Origin of the sequence: Sphingomonas quercus, assembly GCF_018863195.1 — a bacterium.
Classification (GTDB): domain Bacteria; phylum Pseudomonadota; class Alphaproteobacteria; order Sphingomonadales; family Sphingomonadaceae; genus Solisphingomonas; species Solisphingomonas quercus.
The window spans coordinates 152,747-168,573 of record NZ_JAHKRT010000009.1 but is presented as its reverse complement, the minus strand read 5'-3'; the positions used below and the strand labels follow the sequence as shown (position 1 = coordinate 168,573).

Below are 15,827 nucleotides of genomic sequence, written 5' to 3'. Positions count from 1 at the left end.
TGGGTGGTCGCAGCGGGATAAACGCCCCGCCACAGGGTCTTGGACGAACTCATTTTCCGGAAACCTCCGTTGAAAGCACAGATCGTATACGGTATATCAGACCGCGTGCAAACCGAAAATCTCGCCCGGAGCCACCTCGTCCGTTAGCGCAACCATCATCGTGAGCGGGCAAAATCCCGGCCTCTCGCGGACCGCGCCGAGAGGCTTGTCGACCATCCGCTCGCGAGCAGGAATCTCCCGCCGAGCGACCCGCCCGCCGTAGCGGGAGCCACCGCAAATGGCTATTGCTGCATCCGCGAAAGGGACGGGCGATGCGAGAGACGGCAAGGGCGCCAACCGATAAACCGGGCGCGGCGGCAAATGGCACGGTGTTCGGCGTGATCATCGCGATCAGCTTCTGCCATTTGCTCAACGATATGATGCAATCGCTGCTGCCGGCCATCTATCCGGGGCTCAAGGCCGATCTCGGCCTCAGCTTCGGCCAGATCGGGCTGGTGACACTCGCCTATCAGATCACCGCCTCGATCCTGCAGCCGCTGGTCGGCCTCTATGCCGACAGGAAGCCGACGCCGCTCGCCCTGCCGGGCGGCACGCTGTTCTCGCTCACCGGGCTCACCATCCTGTCGATGGCGCACAGCTATTGGCTGGTGCTGCTGGGCGCGGCATGTCTGGGCGTCGGATCATCGGTGTTCCACCCGGAATCCTCACGGGTGGCGCGCATGGCGGCGGGCTCGCGGCATGGCCTCGCCCAGTCGCTGTTCCAGGTCGGCGGCAATGCCGGCCAGGCGCTCGGGCCGCTGGCGGCGGCGCTGGTGGTGGTCCGCTGGGGTCAGTCCAGCCTCGCCTTCTTCGCGCTGCTGGCGCTGCTCTCGGGCACGGTGTTGTGGAACGTCGCGACATGGTATCGCCATCATGGCCTGATCCGGCTCAACGCCAGCCGCAAGGCAGCGGCCGGCGATCAACTGCCGCCGGGCCACGCCAGGCGCGGCATCGCCATCCTGCTGGCGCTGATCTTCTCCAAATATGTCTATCTCGCCAGCCTGACGAGCTACTTCACTTTCTACCTGATGCATCGGTTCGGGCTGACCGTGCAGAATGCCCAGTTCCATCTGTTCGCCTTTCTGGCGGCGGTGGCCGTCGGCACGGTGCTCGGAGGGCCGCTCGGCGACAGGTTCGGGCGCAAATATGTCATCTGGTTCTCGATCCTCGGCACGCTCCCGTTCACGCTGCTGCTGCCGCATGCGAGCCTGTTCTGGACCGGGCCGCTCACCGTGGTGATCGGCCTCATCCTCGCCTCGGCCTTCCCGACGATTGTCGTGTTCGCGCAGGAACTGGTGCCCGGCAAGGTCGGCATGATCTCGGGCCTGTTCTTCGGCTTCTCCTTCGGAATGGGCGGGCTGGGCGCGGCGGCGCTCGGCTGGCTGGCAGACCGCACCAGCATCGAGACGGTGTACCAGCTCTGTGCCTTCCTGCCGGCGATCGGCCTGCTCACCGCCTTCCTGCCAAGTATCGAGCGCAAACATGGTTGATATCGAGCCAGCCGATCAGCCTGTTCGCTTTTAATGCGCGAATATTCGTCGTTAACGGCGTGCCGAAGTCTGGCACCTCTCGCGCTTCTCCTACAATGGATCAGTAGCCGCCAATGGCGGATCACCGGGCCAAGGATTCATTCCGCATGTTGCGTTCCCTTTTCCTCACCGGGGCAGCCGCCTCGGCCGTACTCGCTGCACCCGCGATGGCCGGCACCAAGCTCACCGACTATGCCGTCCAGACCAGCGGCAATTATTCGAGCCGCGGCGGCAACGATATTTACGGACGTGTCGCAGTCGGCGGCAACGTCAACGCCAATGCCGATCGCCTCGGCACGCACCTGAGCGCGGCCAACGCCAACAGCCCGGCGCTGATCGTCGGCGGCAATTTCCACTATGGCAATTCGACGCTGTCGCAGGGCGACGCGGTCTATGGCGGCATTAACACCAGCCCGCGCTACAACCAGATGGCGACCCCCAATGGCCGCCTCTATCAGGGCACGCCGGTCGATTTCACCGCGCTCAACGCCAATGCGCTGACGCTGTCGCAGCGGTTCGGCGCGATGGCGACCAACGGCAATTTCACCAGCCAATGGGGCGCGGGCACGCTCACCGCCACGCACAGCGGCCTGAACGTGTTCTCACTCACCGGCGCCCAGTTCAACTCGCTCTACCAGCTCAATTTCGTCGGCCAGGCGGGCGATGTCGCGATCGTCAACATCCTCGGTTCGGTGAATGACTATCTGAACTTCAACCTCGGCAATTTCGATGTCGGCTCGGTGCTGTTCAACTTCGTCGACGCGACCTCGGTCGCTTCCGGCGGCATCGACTGGAAAGGCTCGATCCTCGCGCCCAAGGCGCTGGTGTCGCTGGAAGGCGGCACGGTGCGCGGCAGCGTGGTCAGCGCCGGCTTCTCGGCGGCCGGAGCGTCCGTGCAGGGCAACGCCTTCACCGGTGTGCCTGCGCCCGTCGCGCCGCCCATCTCGGCCGTGCCCGAACCGGCGACCTGGGCGACGATGATCGCGGGCTTCGGCCTGGTCGGCTTCGCGCTGCGCAGCCGCCGGCGTCTGCCTGTCGTCGCTGCCTGAATGCCGGGCGGGAGGCCCCGGTCGCCGGGCCTCCCGCCGGACATCCGGCCCTAGAAGACCAGCTTGCAGCCGACGATCGCCAGCGTCGCGGCGAGGACGAGGCGCAGCACCCCATCGGGCACGCGCACCGACAACATGCTGCCGATGACGATCCCGGGCACCGATCCCACCAGCAGCGACACGAGCAGCCCGAAGTCCACCGCGTCCATCGCCCAATGGCCAAGCCCGGCGACCAGCGTCAGCGGTACGGCATGCGCGATATCGGAGCCGACCAGTCGATTGGTCGGCAAATGCGGATAGAGAACGAGCAGCGCCGTCATGCCGATCGCGCCCGCCCCCACCGAGGACAGCGACACCAGCACGCCGAGCATCCCGCCGAGCGCCACCGTCAGCCCCGCCACCCGCCGGTCGGACAGTCGCGTGAAGAACAGGGCGTAGCGCGCGCGGATGCGATCACGAAACACCATCGCCGCCGCCGTCAATATCAGCGCCACGCCGAGCGTGCCGGTGATCGCATGCTCGATCCCTTCGACGCGGGTTCGCGCATAAGCGAGCACGAACAGCGTCGCCACCGTCGCCGGAACACTGCCGAGCGCCAGCCGCCGGACCACCGCCCAATCCACGGTGCGGTTAAACCCGTGGACGGCGGTCCCCACTGTCTTGGTGGCGGATGCGTAGAGGAGGTCGGTGCCGACCGCGGTCGACGGATGGAAACCGAAGGCGAGGACGAGCAAGGGCGTCATCAGCGATCCGCCGCCGACGCCGGTGAAGCCGACGAGCAGCCCGACGGCGACCCCGGCCAGCGAATAGAGCGGGTTGATCATCATATGGGCCGCCCTCCCTGCCATTCTCAGCCATCGAAGATCAGGTCGATATCGCCCCTTCCCCCTCCTGCGCCAGCCCGTTCCGCGATTTGTCCATGATCGCCGCGTCGGCCCGGCCCGTTTCCCGGTCGTTCCGGCTCCGTGTCGAGCCGGGTAGACAATGGCGAGGCGCCAGCGACCCGCGCGCGTCGGCGTCGCCGACCGGTTGACCGGCATCAAGGTGGCGCAGATGGCGCGGCCCGCCCGATTGATTGTCGTCAAGGCAGCCACACGCGCCGTGGCTCATGGCTACCCCCTCAGAAAGAGGGAACGACCCATGCAGGACAAGTTTATCAAAACTGTGATCGCCGCCACCGCCAGTATGTTCGCGGTCGCGCCGGCTCAGGCTGAGCAGGGGGACCTTCTGGTCAGGCTGCGCGCGATCATGGTCGCGCCGCAGGAAACGCACAGCCACGTCATGCCACTCGGCGACGGCTCGCGCGTCAAGGTCAGCAATGACGTCGTGCCCGAACTCGACTTCACCTATATGTGGACCAACAATATCGGCACCGAGCTGATCCTCGCGACCAGCAAGCACAATATTTCCGGCTTCGGCGCGGAGACGACCACCGCTCGCCGGCTCGGGAAGCTCGCCTCCACCTATGCGCTGCCGCCGACGCTGATCCTGCAATATCATTTCAATCCCGACGGCGCCTTCCGCCCCTATGTCGGCGCGGGCGTCAACTATACGATCTTCTATTCGCGCAAGCCCTCGAAGGCTCTTGAGGCAGCGGTCGGCGACACCGATGTCAAGCTGAAGAACAGCTTCGGCTATGCCTTGCAGGGCGGCTTCGACATTCCCGTCGGCAAGCGCAGCTTCGTCAATGTGGACGTCAAGTTCATCGACATGGACAGCAAGGCGAGGCTGACCACCGCCGGGGCCGGGGTTCTCCGTGTGAATTCCCACATCGACCCCGTCGTCGTCGGCATCGGCTACGGCCTGCGCTTCTGACGATCGGATCCGTTGCCTTGGGCAGGAGGGGCGTCCCCCGCCCCTCCTGCCCTATTCTCGTCATCGATCAGGATGCGGACGGCGGCGCCGTCGAGATCGTCGAACTGGCCGGACGACAGCGACCAGAAAAAGGCCCCCAGCCCCGACAGGCCGAGCAGCAACGCCACCGGGATCAGAAAGGCTAGACCGTTCATCGCGCGCAGCGGGTGAGCCGCAGCGCATTGGCCACGACCAGGATCGACGAGCTGGACATGGCCACCGCCGCGACGAGAGGCGTGACATAGCCGGCGATCGCCAGCGGCACGGCGAGGATGTTGTAGCCGATCGCCAGCGCGAAATTCTGCTTTACCACCCGCATCGTCCGTCGCGCCGCGACGACGGTTACAGCGACGGGCATCAGGCTGTCGCCGAGGAACACGCAATCCGCTGCGGTCTGCCCGACGTCGCTGGCCGAGGCCGGGGCCATCGAGGCGTGCCCCGCCGCCAGCGCCGGCCCGTCGTTCAGCCCGTCGCCGACCATCAACACCTTATGGCCGGCCCGCGCCAGCCGCCCGATCATCTCCAGTTTGTCGGCTGGCGTCAGGCGCACCGCGGCCGGGATGTTCAGCGCTCGCGCCACCGGCACGACGGCCTCCGCACGATCGCCGGACAGGATCGCGGCGTGCATGCCCATGCCGTCGAGGCGGGCCACCGCCTCCACCGCATCCGGACGCAGCCGATCGTCGAAGGCGAGCATGCGCAATGGCTGATCGTCGAGCCGGAAGGCGACGACCATTGATCGGCCGCTCCAGGCCGTCGCGCCCACCCAGTCCGGCCGGCCGAGCCGCACCGGACGGCCGTGCCACAGGCCGGACAGGCCAAAGCCGGGCTCCTCGTCGAGATCGGTGATGTCGGCCGCGCTGACGCCCTGTCGCTCCAGCGTGCGGGCGATGGCGCCGGCCAGCGGGTGGCGGCTCGCCTGCGCCAGCGCCAGCGCGATCGGTGCCTCCTTGGGAGAAAGCGCTAGCGGCCCGATCGGCTCCGGCCGGCCGAGCGTCAGCGTGCCGGTCTTGTCGAAGCGGATGCAATCGGCCTCGGCCATGCGCTCCAGCGCCGACCCGTCCTTGACCAGCACGCCGCGCCGCATCAGCGCGCCCGCCGCGACCACCTGCGCCACCGGCACGGCAAGGCCGAGCGCGCACGGGCAGGTGATGATCAGCACGGCCACCGCGATCAACAGGGATTGATGCCAGCCCGCCCCCGCCGCCATCCAGCCGGCGAAGCTGGCGAGCGCGAGCAGATGCACCGCCGGCGCATAGAGGCGCGCCGCACGATCGGCGATGCGGACATAGCGAGACCGTCCCTGGGCCGCCGCCTCCATCAGCCGGGCCATGCCGGCGATGGCGGTGTCGGCGCCGGTGGCGGTGACCCGCACCAGGAGCGGCGCGTCGAGATTGAGCATGCCCGCAATCACCGGATCATCCTCCGCCACCGGCTCCGGCCGGCTCTCGCCGGTGATCAGCGAGCCGTCGAGACTGCTCCTGCCGCGGATGACGACGCCATCGGCGGCCAGCCGCTCGCCGACGCCGACAGCCAGCGTCATGCCGCGGCTGATCACGTCGGAGCGCACCCAGGCCGAACTGCCGTCGGCCTGCAATACCATGCCGCCCGGCGCCGTCTGGCGCATCAGCGCCCCGGCGGCGGCGCGGGCGCGATCGCGCATCGCGCTGTCCAGAACCCGGCCGGCAAGCAGGAAGAAGAGCAGGCTGACCGCGCCGTCGAAATAGGCGTGGCGGCCACCGGTGATCGTCTCGAACAGGCTGAGGCCGGTGGCGAGCAGCACGCCGATCGAAATCGGCACGTCCATATTGGTCCGCCCATGGCGGAGCGCGCCCCAGGCCGAACGGAAGAAGGGCTGGCCGGAATAAGCCACCGCCGGCATCGCGATCAGCGCCGACAGCCAGTGGAACATCGCCCGCGTCGCGCCTTCGGCGCCTGACCAGATCGCCACCGACAGCAGCATCACATTCATCGCCGCGAAGCCGGCGACGCCCAGTGCCCGGAGCAGCGCGCGGCTTTCCGACGGGGGGCGGCCCCCGGCCTCTGCCACCACCGGCTCGGCGGTGAAGCCGAGGGCGCCGATGGCGCGGCGCAGCGTATGCTCGTCCAGTTCGGACCCGTGATCGACCGTCACCCGCCTGGCGGTGAAGTTGACGCGCGCCGCCGTCACACCCGGCACCTGCGACAGCCCTTGCTCAATCCGGGCGATGCACGCGGCGCAACGAATGTCGGGCAGGGAGAACTCGCTGCTTGCCGCTGCCGGGGTCACGCCCCGACATCCTCGATGAAGCGCGCCACCTGGGCCCCGCGCCGTACCTCGACGCGCAGCCTCCAGCGCCCGCCCGGCAAGGGCTCGACCGAGCGATAAGCGCCGGCGCCCGTGCCCCGGAAGCGCAGCGGCCGATCCGGGAGCCGGCCCAGCGGATGCTCGGCGACGGCGGTGACGCGCGCGCCGTCGAGCGGCCGGCCGGCGATATCGAGCCTGATCTCGGCATAGGCACCGACGCGGCTGATCCCCGCCCTCCAGCCGAGCGACTTCTGTCGCCCTGCCTCGTCCAGCCAGCGGTTGAAGGCCTGGCTGGCGACATAGCTGTTGTCGACGATGGTGCCGCCGAAGCTGCGCGCCGCCAGCACCGCCATGACCATGTTCACCGCGATCACCACGCCGAAAAAGCCGATCATGGCGAAGAGCATATGGCGCCCCTTGAAACCTCCGGTCATTGGCCTGCCTCCGGACGGTCGAAACGGGTTTCCTCACGGTCGCTCGCCGGCTCGTCGTCGAGCGCGCGGACGACGAAGACGAAGGGCTCTTTGGCGCCGCCCTCGCCCGGCGCGCGGACATAGAGCCGATGCTGCTCCACCTGATCCGGCGCGATGGTCAGTCGCAGCGTGCGGCCCGCGCCGGCCTCGCCGGACATGGAATCCCACATCACCCCGCCCGGGAGGCCCTCGATCGAGAGGCTCACGTCACGCGGCCGCGCCTCCATGTTGCGCAGCTTCACCGTGTAGGCGTTGCGCAGGGATCCGTCGGACAGGCGCACCCACAAGGGATTGCGATCATGGGCGACCTGCAGGTCGAGCCGGGTGCGCGCGCCGAGCGCGAACGTCATCGCCAGCCCGACCGCGCCCCACAGCCCGAAATAGAGGAATGTCCGCCCGCGCAGCAGCGTCCGGCGGATCGGCACCGGCGGCGCGCCCGCCGCCTCCTGCTTGCAATCCTCGAGCGTGGCATAGTCGATCAGCCCGCGTGGCCGGCCGATCTTCGCCATGATCTGGTCGCAGGCATCGATGCACAGCGCGCAGGTGATGCAGGCGAGCTGCGGGCCGTTGCGGATGTCGATGCCGGTCGGGCAAACCTGCACACAGGCCATGCAGTCGATGCAATCGCCCACCTTCTCCGTCCCGGCCTCGGCGCGCTTGACGCCATGGCTGCGCGGCTCGCCCCGCCAGTCCTTGTAGGTGACCGTCAGCGAGCGTTCGTCGAGCATCGCGCCCTGGATGCGCGGCCACGGGCACATATAGATGCACACCTGCTCGCGCATCAGCCCACCGAGCACATAAGTGGTGAAGGTGAGCACGCCGATCGTCGCATAGGCGATGCGCGGGGAAGTGCCGTCGAACAGGCTGCGCGCCAGCGCGGGTGCATCGGCGAAGTAGAAGATCCACGCGCCTCCCGTGATCATCCCGACCAGCAGCCAGGCGCCGTGCTTGACCGCGCGCCGCGCGATCTTGCCCGGGCCGAACGGCGCCTTGCGGAGGCGGATCTGGGCGTTGCGGTCGCCGTCGACGAAACGCTCGATATGAAGGAACAGATCGGTCCACACCGTCTGCGGGCAGGCATAGCCGCACCACGCCCGGCCCACCGTGGAGGTGACGAGAAACAGGCCGACGCCGGCCATGACGAGCAGTCCGGCGACATAGTAGAATTCGTGCGGCCAGATCTCGATCGAGAAGAAGTAGAAGCGGCGATGGGCCAGATCGACCAGCACCGCCTGGTCCGGCGCATAGGGGCCGCGATTCCAGCGCAGCCACGGCGTTACATAATAAATGGCCAGGGTGATGACCATGATCGCCCATTTCAGGCGACGGAAACGGCCATCTATCTTACGGGGGAAAATGTCCGGGCGGCGGGCGTAGAGCCCGGCGCGCCGCCCGCCGGGTCTCTCGGGATGGGCCATTATTGTTCGCCGCCTCCCAGCGAATGGACATAGGCGGCGAGCATGTTGATCGTCGCAGCATCCAGCCGCTGCCCCCAGGCCGGCATGACGCCGGCACGCGCGGTGGTGACAGTGGCGGTGAGCGCGTCGCGATCCCCGCCATAGAGCCAGATCTTGTCCGTCAGGTTCGGCGCGCCGAATTCGCGGCTGCCCTTGCCTTCCGCACCGTGACAGGCGGAGCAATTCTCGGCGAACAGGACCTGGCCACGCGACGCTGCGGCGCTCGGCCCATCCTGCTGCGAGATCAGCCGGATATAGGAGACTACGTCGCTGATCTGCGCGGGATTGAGGATGCCGTCGCGCCCGAAGGCCGGCATCAGCGAGGCGCGGGTCTCGGCATCGCCGGGCTGGCGGACGCCGTGCAGGATCGTCCGGTGGATGGTGGCAAGGTTGCCGCCCCACAGCCAGTCATCGTCGTTGAGGTTGGGATAGCCAACGCTGCCGGCGGCGCCCGAGCCGTGACACTGCACGCAATGGACGCGGAACGCGGCGCGCCCCCCCTCGATCGCGGCGGCCATCAGCGGCGATTTGGGATCGACCTGTTCGATCGGCGTGGTGGCCAGCGCCGCCGTGACCTTTGCGCGCGTCGCTTCGGCTGCCGCCATGTCGGTGGCGAGCTGGCCGCGGCTGGTCCAGCCGGACGTGCCCCGCGTGGCGCTGTTGAGCAGCGGGATCGCCGGGTAGACGACGCAATAGCCGGCGGCGAAGACGATCGTGGCATAGAAGACCCACAGCCACCAGCGGGGCAGCGGCGTGTCCAGCTCGCGGATGCCGTCCCACTCATGGCCGGTCGACGGCGTGGTGGTCGCGTCCTCGGGGCGGTCAATCATGCGCGCGGCCCTTCATCGTCGAGAGGAATGAGGCTCGCCGCCTCCTGGTCGGCGCGTGCCGATGGGCGCAGCGCCCGCCACACGGCGAACAGGAACAGGATGGTGAGGCACAGCAGGCCCCAGCTATCTGCCGCATGGCGCAGCGCGTCATAGCTCATCGCGGCTGCTCCATCGGCTCGGCGGCACGGGTGTCGACCAGCGTGCCCAGCATCTGGAGATAGGCGACCAGCGCATCCATCTCGGTCAGCGTCTTGGGATCGCCGTCGAAGTCGCGGGCCTGGGCCTTCGGATAGCGGGCGACGAGGTCGCGCGTGTCCGCCTCGGGATCAGCCTGCGCCTTGAGATCGTCGAGCGCGGCGTCGAGATCGGCATCGCCATACGGCACGCCCACCCGGCGCAGCGCCACCAGATGATCGCGGATCGCCGGCAGGACCAGAGGACGGCTCTTCAGGAAGGCATAGGGCGGCATGATCGATTCCGGCACCACCGAGCGCGGATCGACGAGATGCTGGACATGCCATTCGTCGGAATAGCGGCCGCCGACACGCGCCAGGTCCGGCCCGGTGCGCTTCGATCCCCATTGGAAGGGGTGATCGTACATGCTCTCGGCAGACAGGCTGTAATGGCCATAGCGCTCCACCTCGTCGCGGAACGGGCGGATCATCTGGCTGTGGCAGTTATAGCAGCCTTCGCGGATGTAGATGTTGCGGCCGGCCAGCTCGAGCGGGGTGTACGGCCGCATGCCCTTCACCTTCTCGACCGTGGAGTCGATCCAGAACAACGGCGCGATCTCGACGATGCCGCCGATCGCGACGGTGATCAGCGCGAGGACCAGCAGCAGCGTGACGTTGCGCTCGATCTTGCCGTGATCGAGGAGTTTGGAAGCCATGTCTCTATCCCCTCAGGCGGCGGCAACGGGCTGGAGCGGCTTGTCCAGCGCGGGATCATAGGGTGCGTCTGACATCGGCGCCTCGTCGCGCAGCTTGCCGCGGATCGTCTGGAACATGTTCCAGGCCATGATCAGCGCGCCGAGCAGGTAGAGCCCCCCGCCGGTGGCGCGGATCAGGTAATAGGGCTTCATCGCGGCGACGACGTCGGAGAAGGCGTAGACGAGATAGCCGTCCGCCCCATATTCGCGCCACATCAGCCCCTGCATGATGCCGGCGACCCACATCGCCGAGGCGTAGAGCACGATCCCCAGCGTCGCGAGCCAGAAGTGCCAATTGACCATGCGCTGCGAGTAGAGCCGCGAACGACCCCACAGACGCGGCACCATGAAATAGACGCAGGCGAAGGTGATCATGCCGTTCCAGCCAAGTGCGCCTGAATGGACATGGCCGATCGTCCAGTCGGTATAGTGGCTGAGTGCGTTGACGGTCTTGATCGACATCATCGGCCCCTCGAAGGTCGACATGCCGTAGAAAGCCAGCGCCAGCACCATCATGCGGATGATCGGGTCGGTGCGGATCTTGTCCCAGGCGCCGGACAGCGTCATCAGGCCGTTGATCATGCCGCCCCAGCTCGGCATCCACAGCATGATCGAGAACACCATGCCGAGGGTCTGCGCCCAGTCCGGCAGCGCCGTATATTGCAGGTGATGCGGACCCGCCCAGATATAGAGGAAGATCAGCGACCAGAAATGGACGATCGACAGCCGGTAGCTGTAGACCGGCTTTTCCGCCTGCTTGGGCACGAAGTAATACATCATGCCGAGGAAGCCGGCGGTCAGGAAGAAGCCGACCGCGTTATGACCATACCACCATTGGGTGAGCGCATCCTGCACGCCTGCGAAGGCGGCGTAGGATTTCGACCCGAAGATGCTCACCGGCAGCGACAGATTGTTGACGAGGTGGAGCATCGCCACGGTCAGGATGAACCCGAGGTAGAACCAGTTGGCGACATAGATATGCGGCTCGCGCCGGCGCACGATCGTGCCGAGATAGACGGCGAGATAGGAGACCCAGACGATCGTCAGCCAGATGTCGACATACCATTCCGGCTCGGCATATTCCTTGCCTTCGGTGATGCCGAGCAGATAGCCCGTCGCCGCCAGCACGATGAACAGCTGGTATCCCCAGAACACGAACCGCGCGAGGCTCGGGAAAGCGAGCCGCGCCCGACAAGTGCGCTGCACGACCCAGAAGCTGGTCGCGATCAGCGCGTTGCCGCCGAACGCGAAGATCACCGCGGAGGTGTGCAACGGCCTCAGCCGCCCGAAGGTTGTATATTCCAGCCCGAGATTGAGCGCCGGAAAGGCCAGTTGCAGCGCAATATAGAGCCCGGCGAGGAAGCCGGCGAGGCCCCAGAACATCGTCGCGATCACGCCGAAACGGATCAGATTGTCGTCATAACCCGTGCCCGGGCCGGCCGGCGGCGCGAGGCCTGACATCGCGCGATAATCGGCCGTCCTCGCCATCGCCCAGGCGGCGATCAGCGCGGCTGCCGCGACGATCCCCATCTGTATGGCAAAGGCCGAGTCGGCGGCCATCAGCGCCCAGAAAATCGCCAGAAATGCCGCGATCAGGCAGGCTCCAACCTTGGCAACCAGCAGGGTCATCACAGTTCCTCGATGCAGTCGGTCGCTGATCGGGCCCCGGCGGCCCCAGCGCTTTGACATCCGTCAAACAGAGGGCGAGGCGCGGCGATAATCATGTCGCGCAGGTTGCAGGTGCAACGCCCTCACTGTTGTAGACCTGGGTGAGATCGCGCTTTTCGCGGGTGCGGAATGCAGCCATTTCGACGATGCGATTGCCAGCGTTCCAGAAATGGCCGAACAACGGGCGATATTCATAGGCGACCTCTACGAACATCAGGGCTGCGTCCGGAGGCGGCTGGCTCCCGGGCTGGGAGGCGGAGCCGCCGATGGGTGGCGGCAGCGGCGGCGGCTTCACGCCGGTCACCCCCATTCCCTGAGGCCGGACATCGCCTTCATGTCCCTGGCTCGAATCATAGGCCAGCGCGCCCGCGCAGCGCTGCCATTTGATCACCAGCCTTGCGCCGTCCCATCGCTCGTAGCTGGAGAGGATAATGCGGCCGCGCTGCGCCATGTCGAGGCTGCCGCCCTGTTCGATCCCGCCCTGCAACAGGTCGATGATCGCCGCCTCGCTCGCCTTCTTGATGTCGGCCGGATCGTCCTCGCCGATGCGCGAGGCATTGTCGGCCGTCATCCGCGCCACCGAAGCGACCTGCTGGCGGGTGACGACATACCAGGCATAATCGCTGCCGAGCAGCACCGCGACGAGGAACAGCGGCAGGATCGTCGCAAACTCGATCATCGCCACGCCGCGCTCGTCGGGAAGGATCGACCATCGCCGACGCCCGTGCCAATGCGCTTGCCGGCCGCGCGATGCGGAGGCGGGTTGGGCGCGACGGGCCGGTGGGAAACGCCGGCTCACGCGCAGACCCCGCCCTGCGCGACGCTGCCGGCGGCATAGGGCTGGTTGCGCAGCCGCGTAGCGGTGTGAACCGTGAAGGCATCCGCGCCGAGCAGTTGCCGCGTCATCGGAAACAGCGGCGGGAACTCGATGCTGATCTCGTAGACGTTGATCGCGCGCGCCCCGCCGCCGCCCTCCTCGCCCACCTCGGCATCCCATTGGCCGTTGCCGTTGAGGTCGGCGTACGACTCCCCGCCATCGCAATGACCGCTGCCATTGGCGTCGGTATAGGGCTCGGCCGTCCTGTGGGTGTCCGCGTAGCGGCGATAGGCGCGGCGCACGAAGCGGGCGGTCGCGCCCGGCGCCACCCGTGCCACGACCTGGTTGACGCGGGTGTCGATCGACGCCGCGGCGTCGGCGGCGATCTCCAGCGAGGAGGCACGCGCGGCCTTATCGACCTCCCCGAACAGGACATTGCGCATGTAGAGCATGTGCCCGATCTCTGCGCCGCCCAGTACGAGCACCAGGAACACCGGCAACAGCAGCGCGAATTCCACGGCCGCCACGCCGTCGCGCGCATCCCGGAACAGGCGTGCGGGCGGGCGATGGCCGAGGCGGGCAAACCGATGGAGCGCGCCGGAAATCCGCCCCGATATCGACGCGCCGAACACCAGCAGACTGCCGCGCCGGCCGCGCGAAGGGGAAATCGGGCGCATCATGACCCCTTATTCAATGCATAGTGGTAAATTATGTATTGAGTTTGCCTCGACGTGGATCGAATAACGCGCGAAAGGCCCCGCTTCATTCCGACAGGGCGAGCGGGGTCCGGAACAGGCGAGGCGTCCGCGCGTACACGCGCCATGGATGAAACGCCCCTCGCCCGCTTCGCTCGCCCGCTTCGTCAGGCGATCGTCGGCGAGGTGAGGGCAATCTTCAACGATCAGGCACGCGGTCAGAAGCCGGTCGCGCGCAGCGACGACAGCCTGTTCGGCCCCGGCTCGGTGATCTGGCGCGTGCATGGCGACGTCACGACGATGATGGTGGGCGGAGTGGCGGCCTTGCTCATGCAGATGCTGCACCCGGCCGTTCTGGCGGGGGTATGGGATCATTCGGATTTCCGCGAGGACATGCTCGGCCGGCTGCGCCGCACCGCGCGCTTCATCGCCATCACTACCTATGCGAGCCGCACCGAGGCCGAAGCGGCGATCCAGCGCGTGCGCGCGATCCACGATCATGTCGCCGGCGTCCTGCCCGGCGGGCGGGCCTATCGCGCCGGCGATCCGCGGCTGCTCGCCTGGGTGCATGTGACGGAGGCGCGATGCTTCCTCGACGCCTGGATCCGTTATGCCGAGCCTGACATGTCGATGATCGATCAGGACCGCTATTTCGCCGAGTTCGCCCGTATCGGCCGCGCGATGGGCGCCGACCCGGTGCCGCGCACGCGGCGCGAGGCGGAAGAGCTGATCAACGCGATGCGGGGCCAGCTCCGCGTCGATCAGCGGACGCGCGAGGTGGCCGGGATCTTGCTCCGCCAGCAACCGCGTTCGATGGCGACGGCGCCGGCCCAGGCGATCAGCTTCCGCGCCGCCGTCGATCTGCTGCCAGAATGGGCGCGGCGCATGCATGAGCTGCCGACGCGTCCGCTGGTCCGCCCGCTGATCCGGGCCGGGACATGGGGCATGGCGGGCCTGCTGCGCTGGGCGTTCAGGCGCCCGGTACGGCCGATGCGGACGGGGGGCTAACCCCGCCCGCTCCGATCGCTTCGCACCCTGCCGGGAGGCTGCCGCGTCCTCCCGGTGGGCGCGCTGCGGCTTCCCGACAGGCGCGCCCCGTTCGGCGGGGCGCTACGCCTCCTCGACCAGCTTCAGCGCGCTGGGCTGGGCCGGAGGCAGGCCGCCGGCCTTCGCCTGGGCGACCAGCTCCTCCTTGCGGCGAGCCATCTCGTCGCGCAGCACCACGAGATCGACGTCGGTCTTGCGGCACTGGGCGAACATCCCGGTGGAGCGCTCCTCCTCCTCATGGACGTGGTGCTCGATCTCCTCGGACAGCACCTTCACCTTGGCGTCGTAATAATGCTCATCCGGCTCGGACGATTCGATCTCGTTGATCAGCACCTTGGCGCCGTCATGCTCGACGACGGCCTCGTCGATCATGTCGTCCTCGATCTTGCCTTTGAACGCCGGGTAGAAGATTTCTTCCTCGATGATCGTGTGGATCTTCAGCTCGTCGCAAATCTGATGGGCCAGGGCCTGCTTGCGATCGGAAGAGCGGGCCTTCTCATATTGCTCGAACAGCTCCTCGACAGTGCGATGGTCAGCCTTGAGAAGGGCGATGGCATCGGTGAATTGTTCCTGCGGCACGGCTGGCCTCCCTTGTGAAAAACGCGAGGGCTAAAGCGCGCGAGCTTCCATGCAGGTTCCGGAAACTCACCCGTCGAGCCCGCCGAGCGCGGCCTCCACCACCTCAATATCCTGATCGACGGTGCCGCCGCTCGCGCCGACCGCGCCGATCACCACGTCCCCTGCCTTCACCGGCGCGCCGCCGCCGAAAATCACGATGCGCTCATGATTGGTGGCGTGGATGCCGAACAGCGGCTTGCCCGACTGGGACATCTTGGCGAGATCTTCGGTCGACATGTCGAAGGCGCGGGCGGTGAATGCCTTGTGGATGGCGATGTCGATGCTGCCCAGCCACGCGCCATCCATGCGGACATGGGCGATGAGGTTCCCGCCATCGTCGACGACGGCGAGATTGTAAGGCACGCCGATCTCCAGCGCCTTGGCCTCGCCGGCGGCGATCAGGCGGCGGGCATCGTCGAGGGTCAGCGTCTGCCGGGCGGTGGGCATGGGGGTTCTCCAGGTTGGCAAGTGTGCGGCCCACAACGCACGAGCCCGTCCGTTCAGTTTCCTTTGTGTCAAAATATTGCTGGAACCAT

Annotated in this window: 17 protein-coding genes and 1 pseudogene; 4 read left to right on the top strand and 14 right to left on the bottom strand. The window is 67.3% G+C overall.

The genetic code is table 11. The annotated features are described in order from the left end of the window. The first annotated feature begins 311 nt into the window (after positions 1 to 311). A complete protein-coding gene (locus KOF26_RS16050) occupies positions 312 to 1,529 on the top strand; it encodes an MFS transporter (protein WP_216327422.1) in 1,218 nt (405 codons plus the stop codon). Between the two features lie 146 nt (positions 1,530 to 1,675). Continuing rightward, positions 1,676 to 2,617: a choice-of-anchor A family protein gene (locus KOF26_RS17250; protein WP_253201511.1), complete on the top strand. Its 942-nt coding sequence runs from the start codon at positions 1,676 to 1,678 to the stop codon at positions 2,615 to 2,617. 50 nt (positions 2,618 to 2,667) lie between these two features. On the opposite strand, the gene KOF26_RS16040 is transcribed toward KOF26_RS17250, so the two are convergent. Next, entirely contained in the window at positions 2,668 to 3,444 is a 777-nt protein-coding gene (locus tag KOF26_RS16040; protein ID WP_216327418.1) for a sulfite exporter TauE/SafE family protein, read from the bottom strand. Positions 3,445 to 3,481: 37 nt separating this feature from the next. Next, positions 3,482 to 3,727, bottom strand: a complete 246-nt coding sequence (locus KOF26_RS16035) for a hypothetical protein (RefSeq protein WP_216327416.1) — start codon at positions 3,725 to 3,727, stop codon at positions 3,482 to 3,484. 30 nt (positions 3,728 to 3,757) lie between these two features. On the opposite strand from KOF26_RS16035, the gene KOF26_RS16030 reads away from it, so the two are divergent. Beyond that, positions 3,758 to 4,432 carry an OmpW/AlkL family protein gene (locus tag KOF26_RS16030; protein WP_216327411.1) on the top strand — a complete coding sequence of 225 codons (675 nt, stop codon included), beginning with the start codon at positions 3,758 to 3,760 and terminating at the stop codon, positions 4,430 to 4,432. A gap of 56 nt (positions 4,433 to 4,488) precedes the next feature. On the opposite strand, the pseudogene ccoS reads toward KOF26_RS16030, so the two are convergent. The 10 genes and pseudogenes from ccoS to KOF26_RS15980 form a co-directional block, all read right to left on the bottom strand. Beyond that, positions 4,489 to 4,626: pseudogene (gene ccoS / locus KOF26_RS17505) on the bottom strand (cbb3-type cytochrome oxidase assembly protein CcoS); the annotation flags it as partial. Then, a complete protein-coding gene (locus tag KOF26_RS16020) occupies positions 4,623 to 6,740 on the bottom strand; it encodes a heavy metal translocating P-type ATPase (RefSeq protein WP_216327405.1) in 2,118 nt (705 codons plus the stop codon). The pseudogene ccoS and the gene KOF26_RS16020, both read right to left, overlap by 4 nt. Next, positions 6,737 to 7,192 carry a FixH family protein gene (locus KOF26_RS16015; protein ID WP_216327402.1) on the bottom strand — a complete coding sequence of 152 codons (456 nt, stop codon included), beginning with the start codon at positions 7,190 to 7,192 and terminating at the stop codon, positions 6,737 to 6,739. The genes KOF26_RS16020 and KOF26_RS16015 overlap by 4 nt, the downstream gene beginning before the upstream one ends. Then, positions 7,189 to 8,649, bottom strand: coding sequence for a cytochrome c oxidase accessory protein CcoG (ccoG, locus tag KOF26_RS16010; protein WP_216327398.1), 1,461 nt, complete (start codon positions 8,647 to 8,649; stop codon positions 7,189 to 7,191). The genes KOF26_RS16015 and ccoG overlap by 4 nt, the downstream gene beginning before the upstream one ends. After that, positions 8,649 to 9,518: a cytochrome-c oxidase, cbb3-type subunit III gene (gene ccoP, locus KOF26_RS16005; RefSeq protein ID WP_216327395.1), complete on the bottom strand. Its 870-nt coding sequence runs from the start codon at positions 9,516 to 9,518 to the stop codon at positions 8,649 to 8,651. Before ccoP ends, ccoG begins: the two co-directional genes overlap by 1 nt. Continuing rightward, positions 9,515 to 9,676: a cbb3-type cytochrome c oxidase subunit 3 gene (locus KOF26_RS16000; RefSeq protein ID WP_216327392.1), complete on the bottom strand. Its 162-nt coding sequence runs from the start codon at positions 9,674 to 9,676 to the stop codon at positions 9,515 to 9,517. The genes ccoP and KOF26_RS16000 overlap by 4 nt, the downstream gene beginning before the upstream one ends. Next, positions 9,673 to 10,407 (bottom strand): cytochrome-c oxidase, cbb3-type subunit II, encoded by a 735-nt coding sequence (ccoO, locus tag KOF26_RS15995; protein WP_216327389.1) that lies wholly within the window; start codon positions 10,405 to 10,407, stop codon positions 9,673 to 9,675. The genes KOF26_RS16000 and ccoO overlap by 4 nt, the downstream gene beginning before the upstream one ends. 12 nt (positions 10,408 to 10,419) lie before the next feature. Then, a complete protein-coding gene (gene ccoN, locus KOF26_RS15990; protein ID WP_216327380.1) occupies positions 10,420 to 12,075 on the bottom strand; it encodes a cytochrome-c oxidase, cbb3-type subunit I in 1,656 nt (551 codons plus the stop codon). Positions 12,076 to 12,166: 91 nt separating this feature from the next. After that, positions 12,167 to 12,793 carry a TadE/TadG family type IV pilus assembly protein gene (locus KOF26_RS15985; RefSeq protein ID WP_216327378.1) on the bottom strand — a complete coding sequence of 209 codons (627 nt, stop codon included), beginning with the start codon at positions 12,791 to 12,793 and terminating at the stop codon, positions 12,167 to 12,169. A 116-nt stretch (positions 12,794 to 12,909) separates the two neighbouring features. Then, complete coding sequence (locus KOF26_RS15980; protein WP_216327375.1) at positions 12,910 to 13,608, bottom strand: TadE/TadG family type IV pilus assembly protein; 699 nt, start codon at positions 13,606 to 13,608, stop codon at positions 12,910 to 12,912. Between the two features lie 144 nt (positions 13,609 to 13,752). Here KOF26_RS15980 and KOF26_RS15975 point away from each other — a divergent pair, with 144 nt between their 5' ends. Continuing rightward, positions 13,753 to 14,634 (top strand): oxygenase MpaB family protein, encoded by an 882-nt coding sequence (locus KOF26_RS15975; RefSeq protein WP_216327372.1) that lies wholly within the window; start codon positions 13,753 to 13,755, stop codon positions 14,632 to 14,634. A 102-nt stretch (positions 14,635 to 14,736) separates the two neighbouring features. Here the strand turns inward: KOF26_RS15975 and KOF26_RS15970 are convergent, their stop codons facing one another. Both KOF26_RS15970 and KOF26_RS15965 read right to left on the bottom strand, forming a co-directional pair. Beyond that, the gene (locus KOF26_RS15970) at positions 14,737 to 15,252 is read right to left on the bottom strand and encodes a hemerythrin domain-containing protein (RefSeq protein ID WP_216327368.1); all 516 of its coding nucleotides are present in this window, start codon (positions 15,250 to 15,252) and stop codon (positions 14,737 to 14,739) included. A 66-nt stretch (positions 15,253 to 15,318) separates the two neighbouring features. After that, the gene (locus KOF26_RS15965) at positions 15,319 to 15,738 is read right to left on the bottom strand and encodes a GlcG/HbpS family heme-binding protein (RefSeq protein ID WP_216327365.1); all 420 of its coding nucleotides are present in this window, start codon (positions 15,736 to 15,738) and stop codon (positions 15,319 to 15,321) included. Positions 15,739 to 15,827 lie beyond the last annotated feature (89 nt).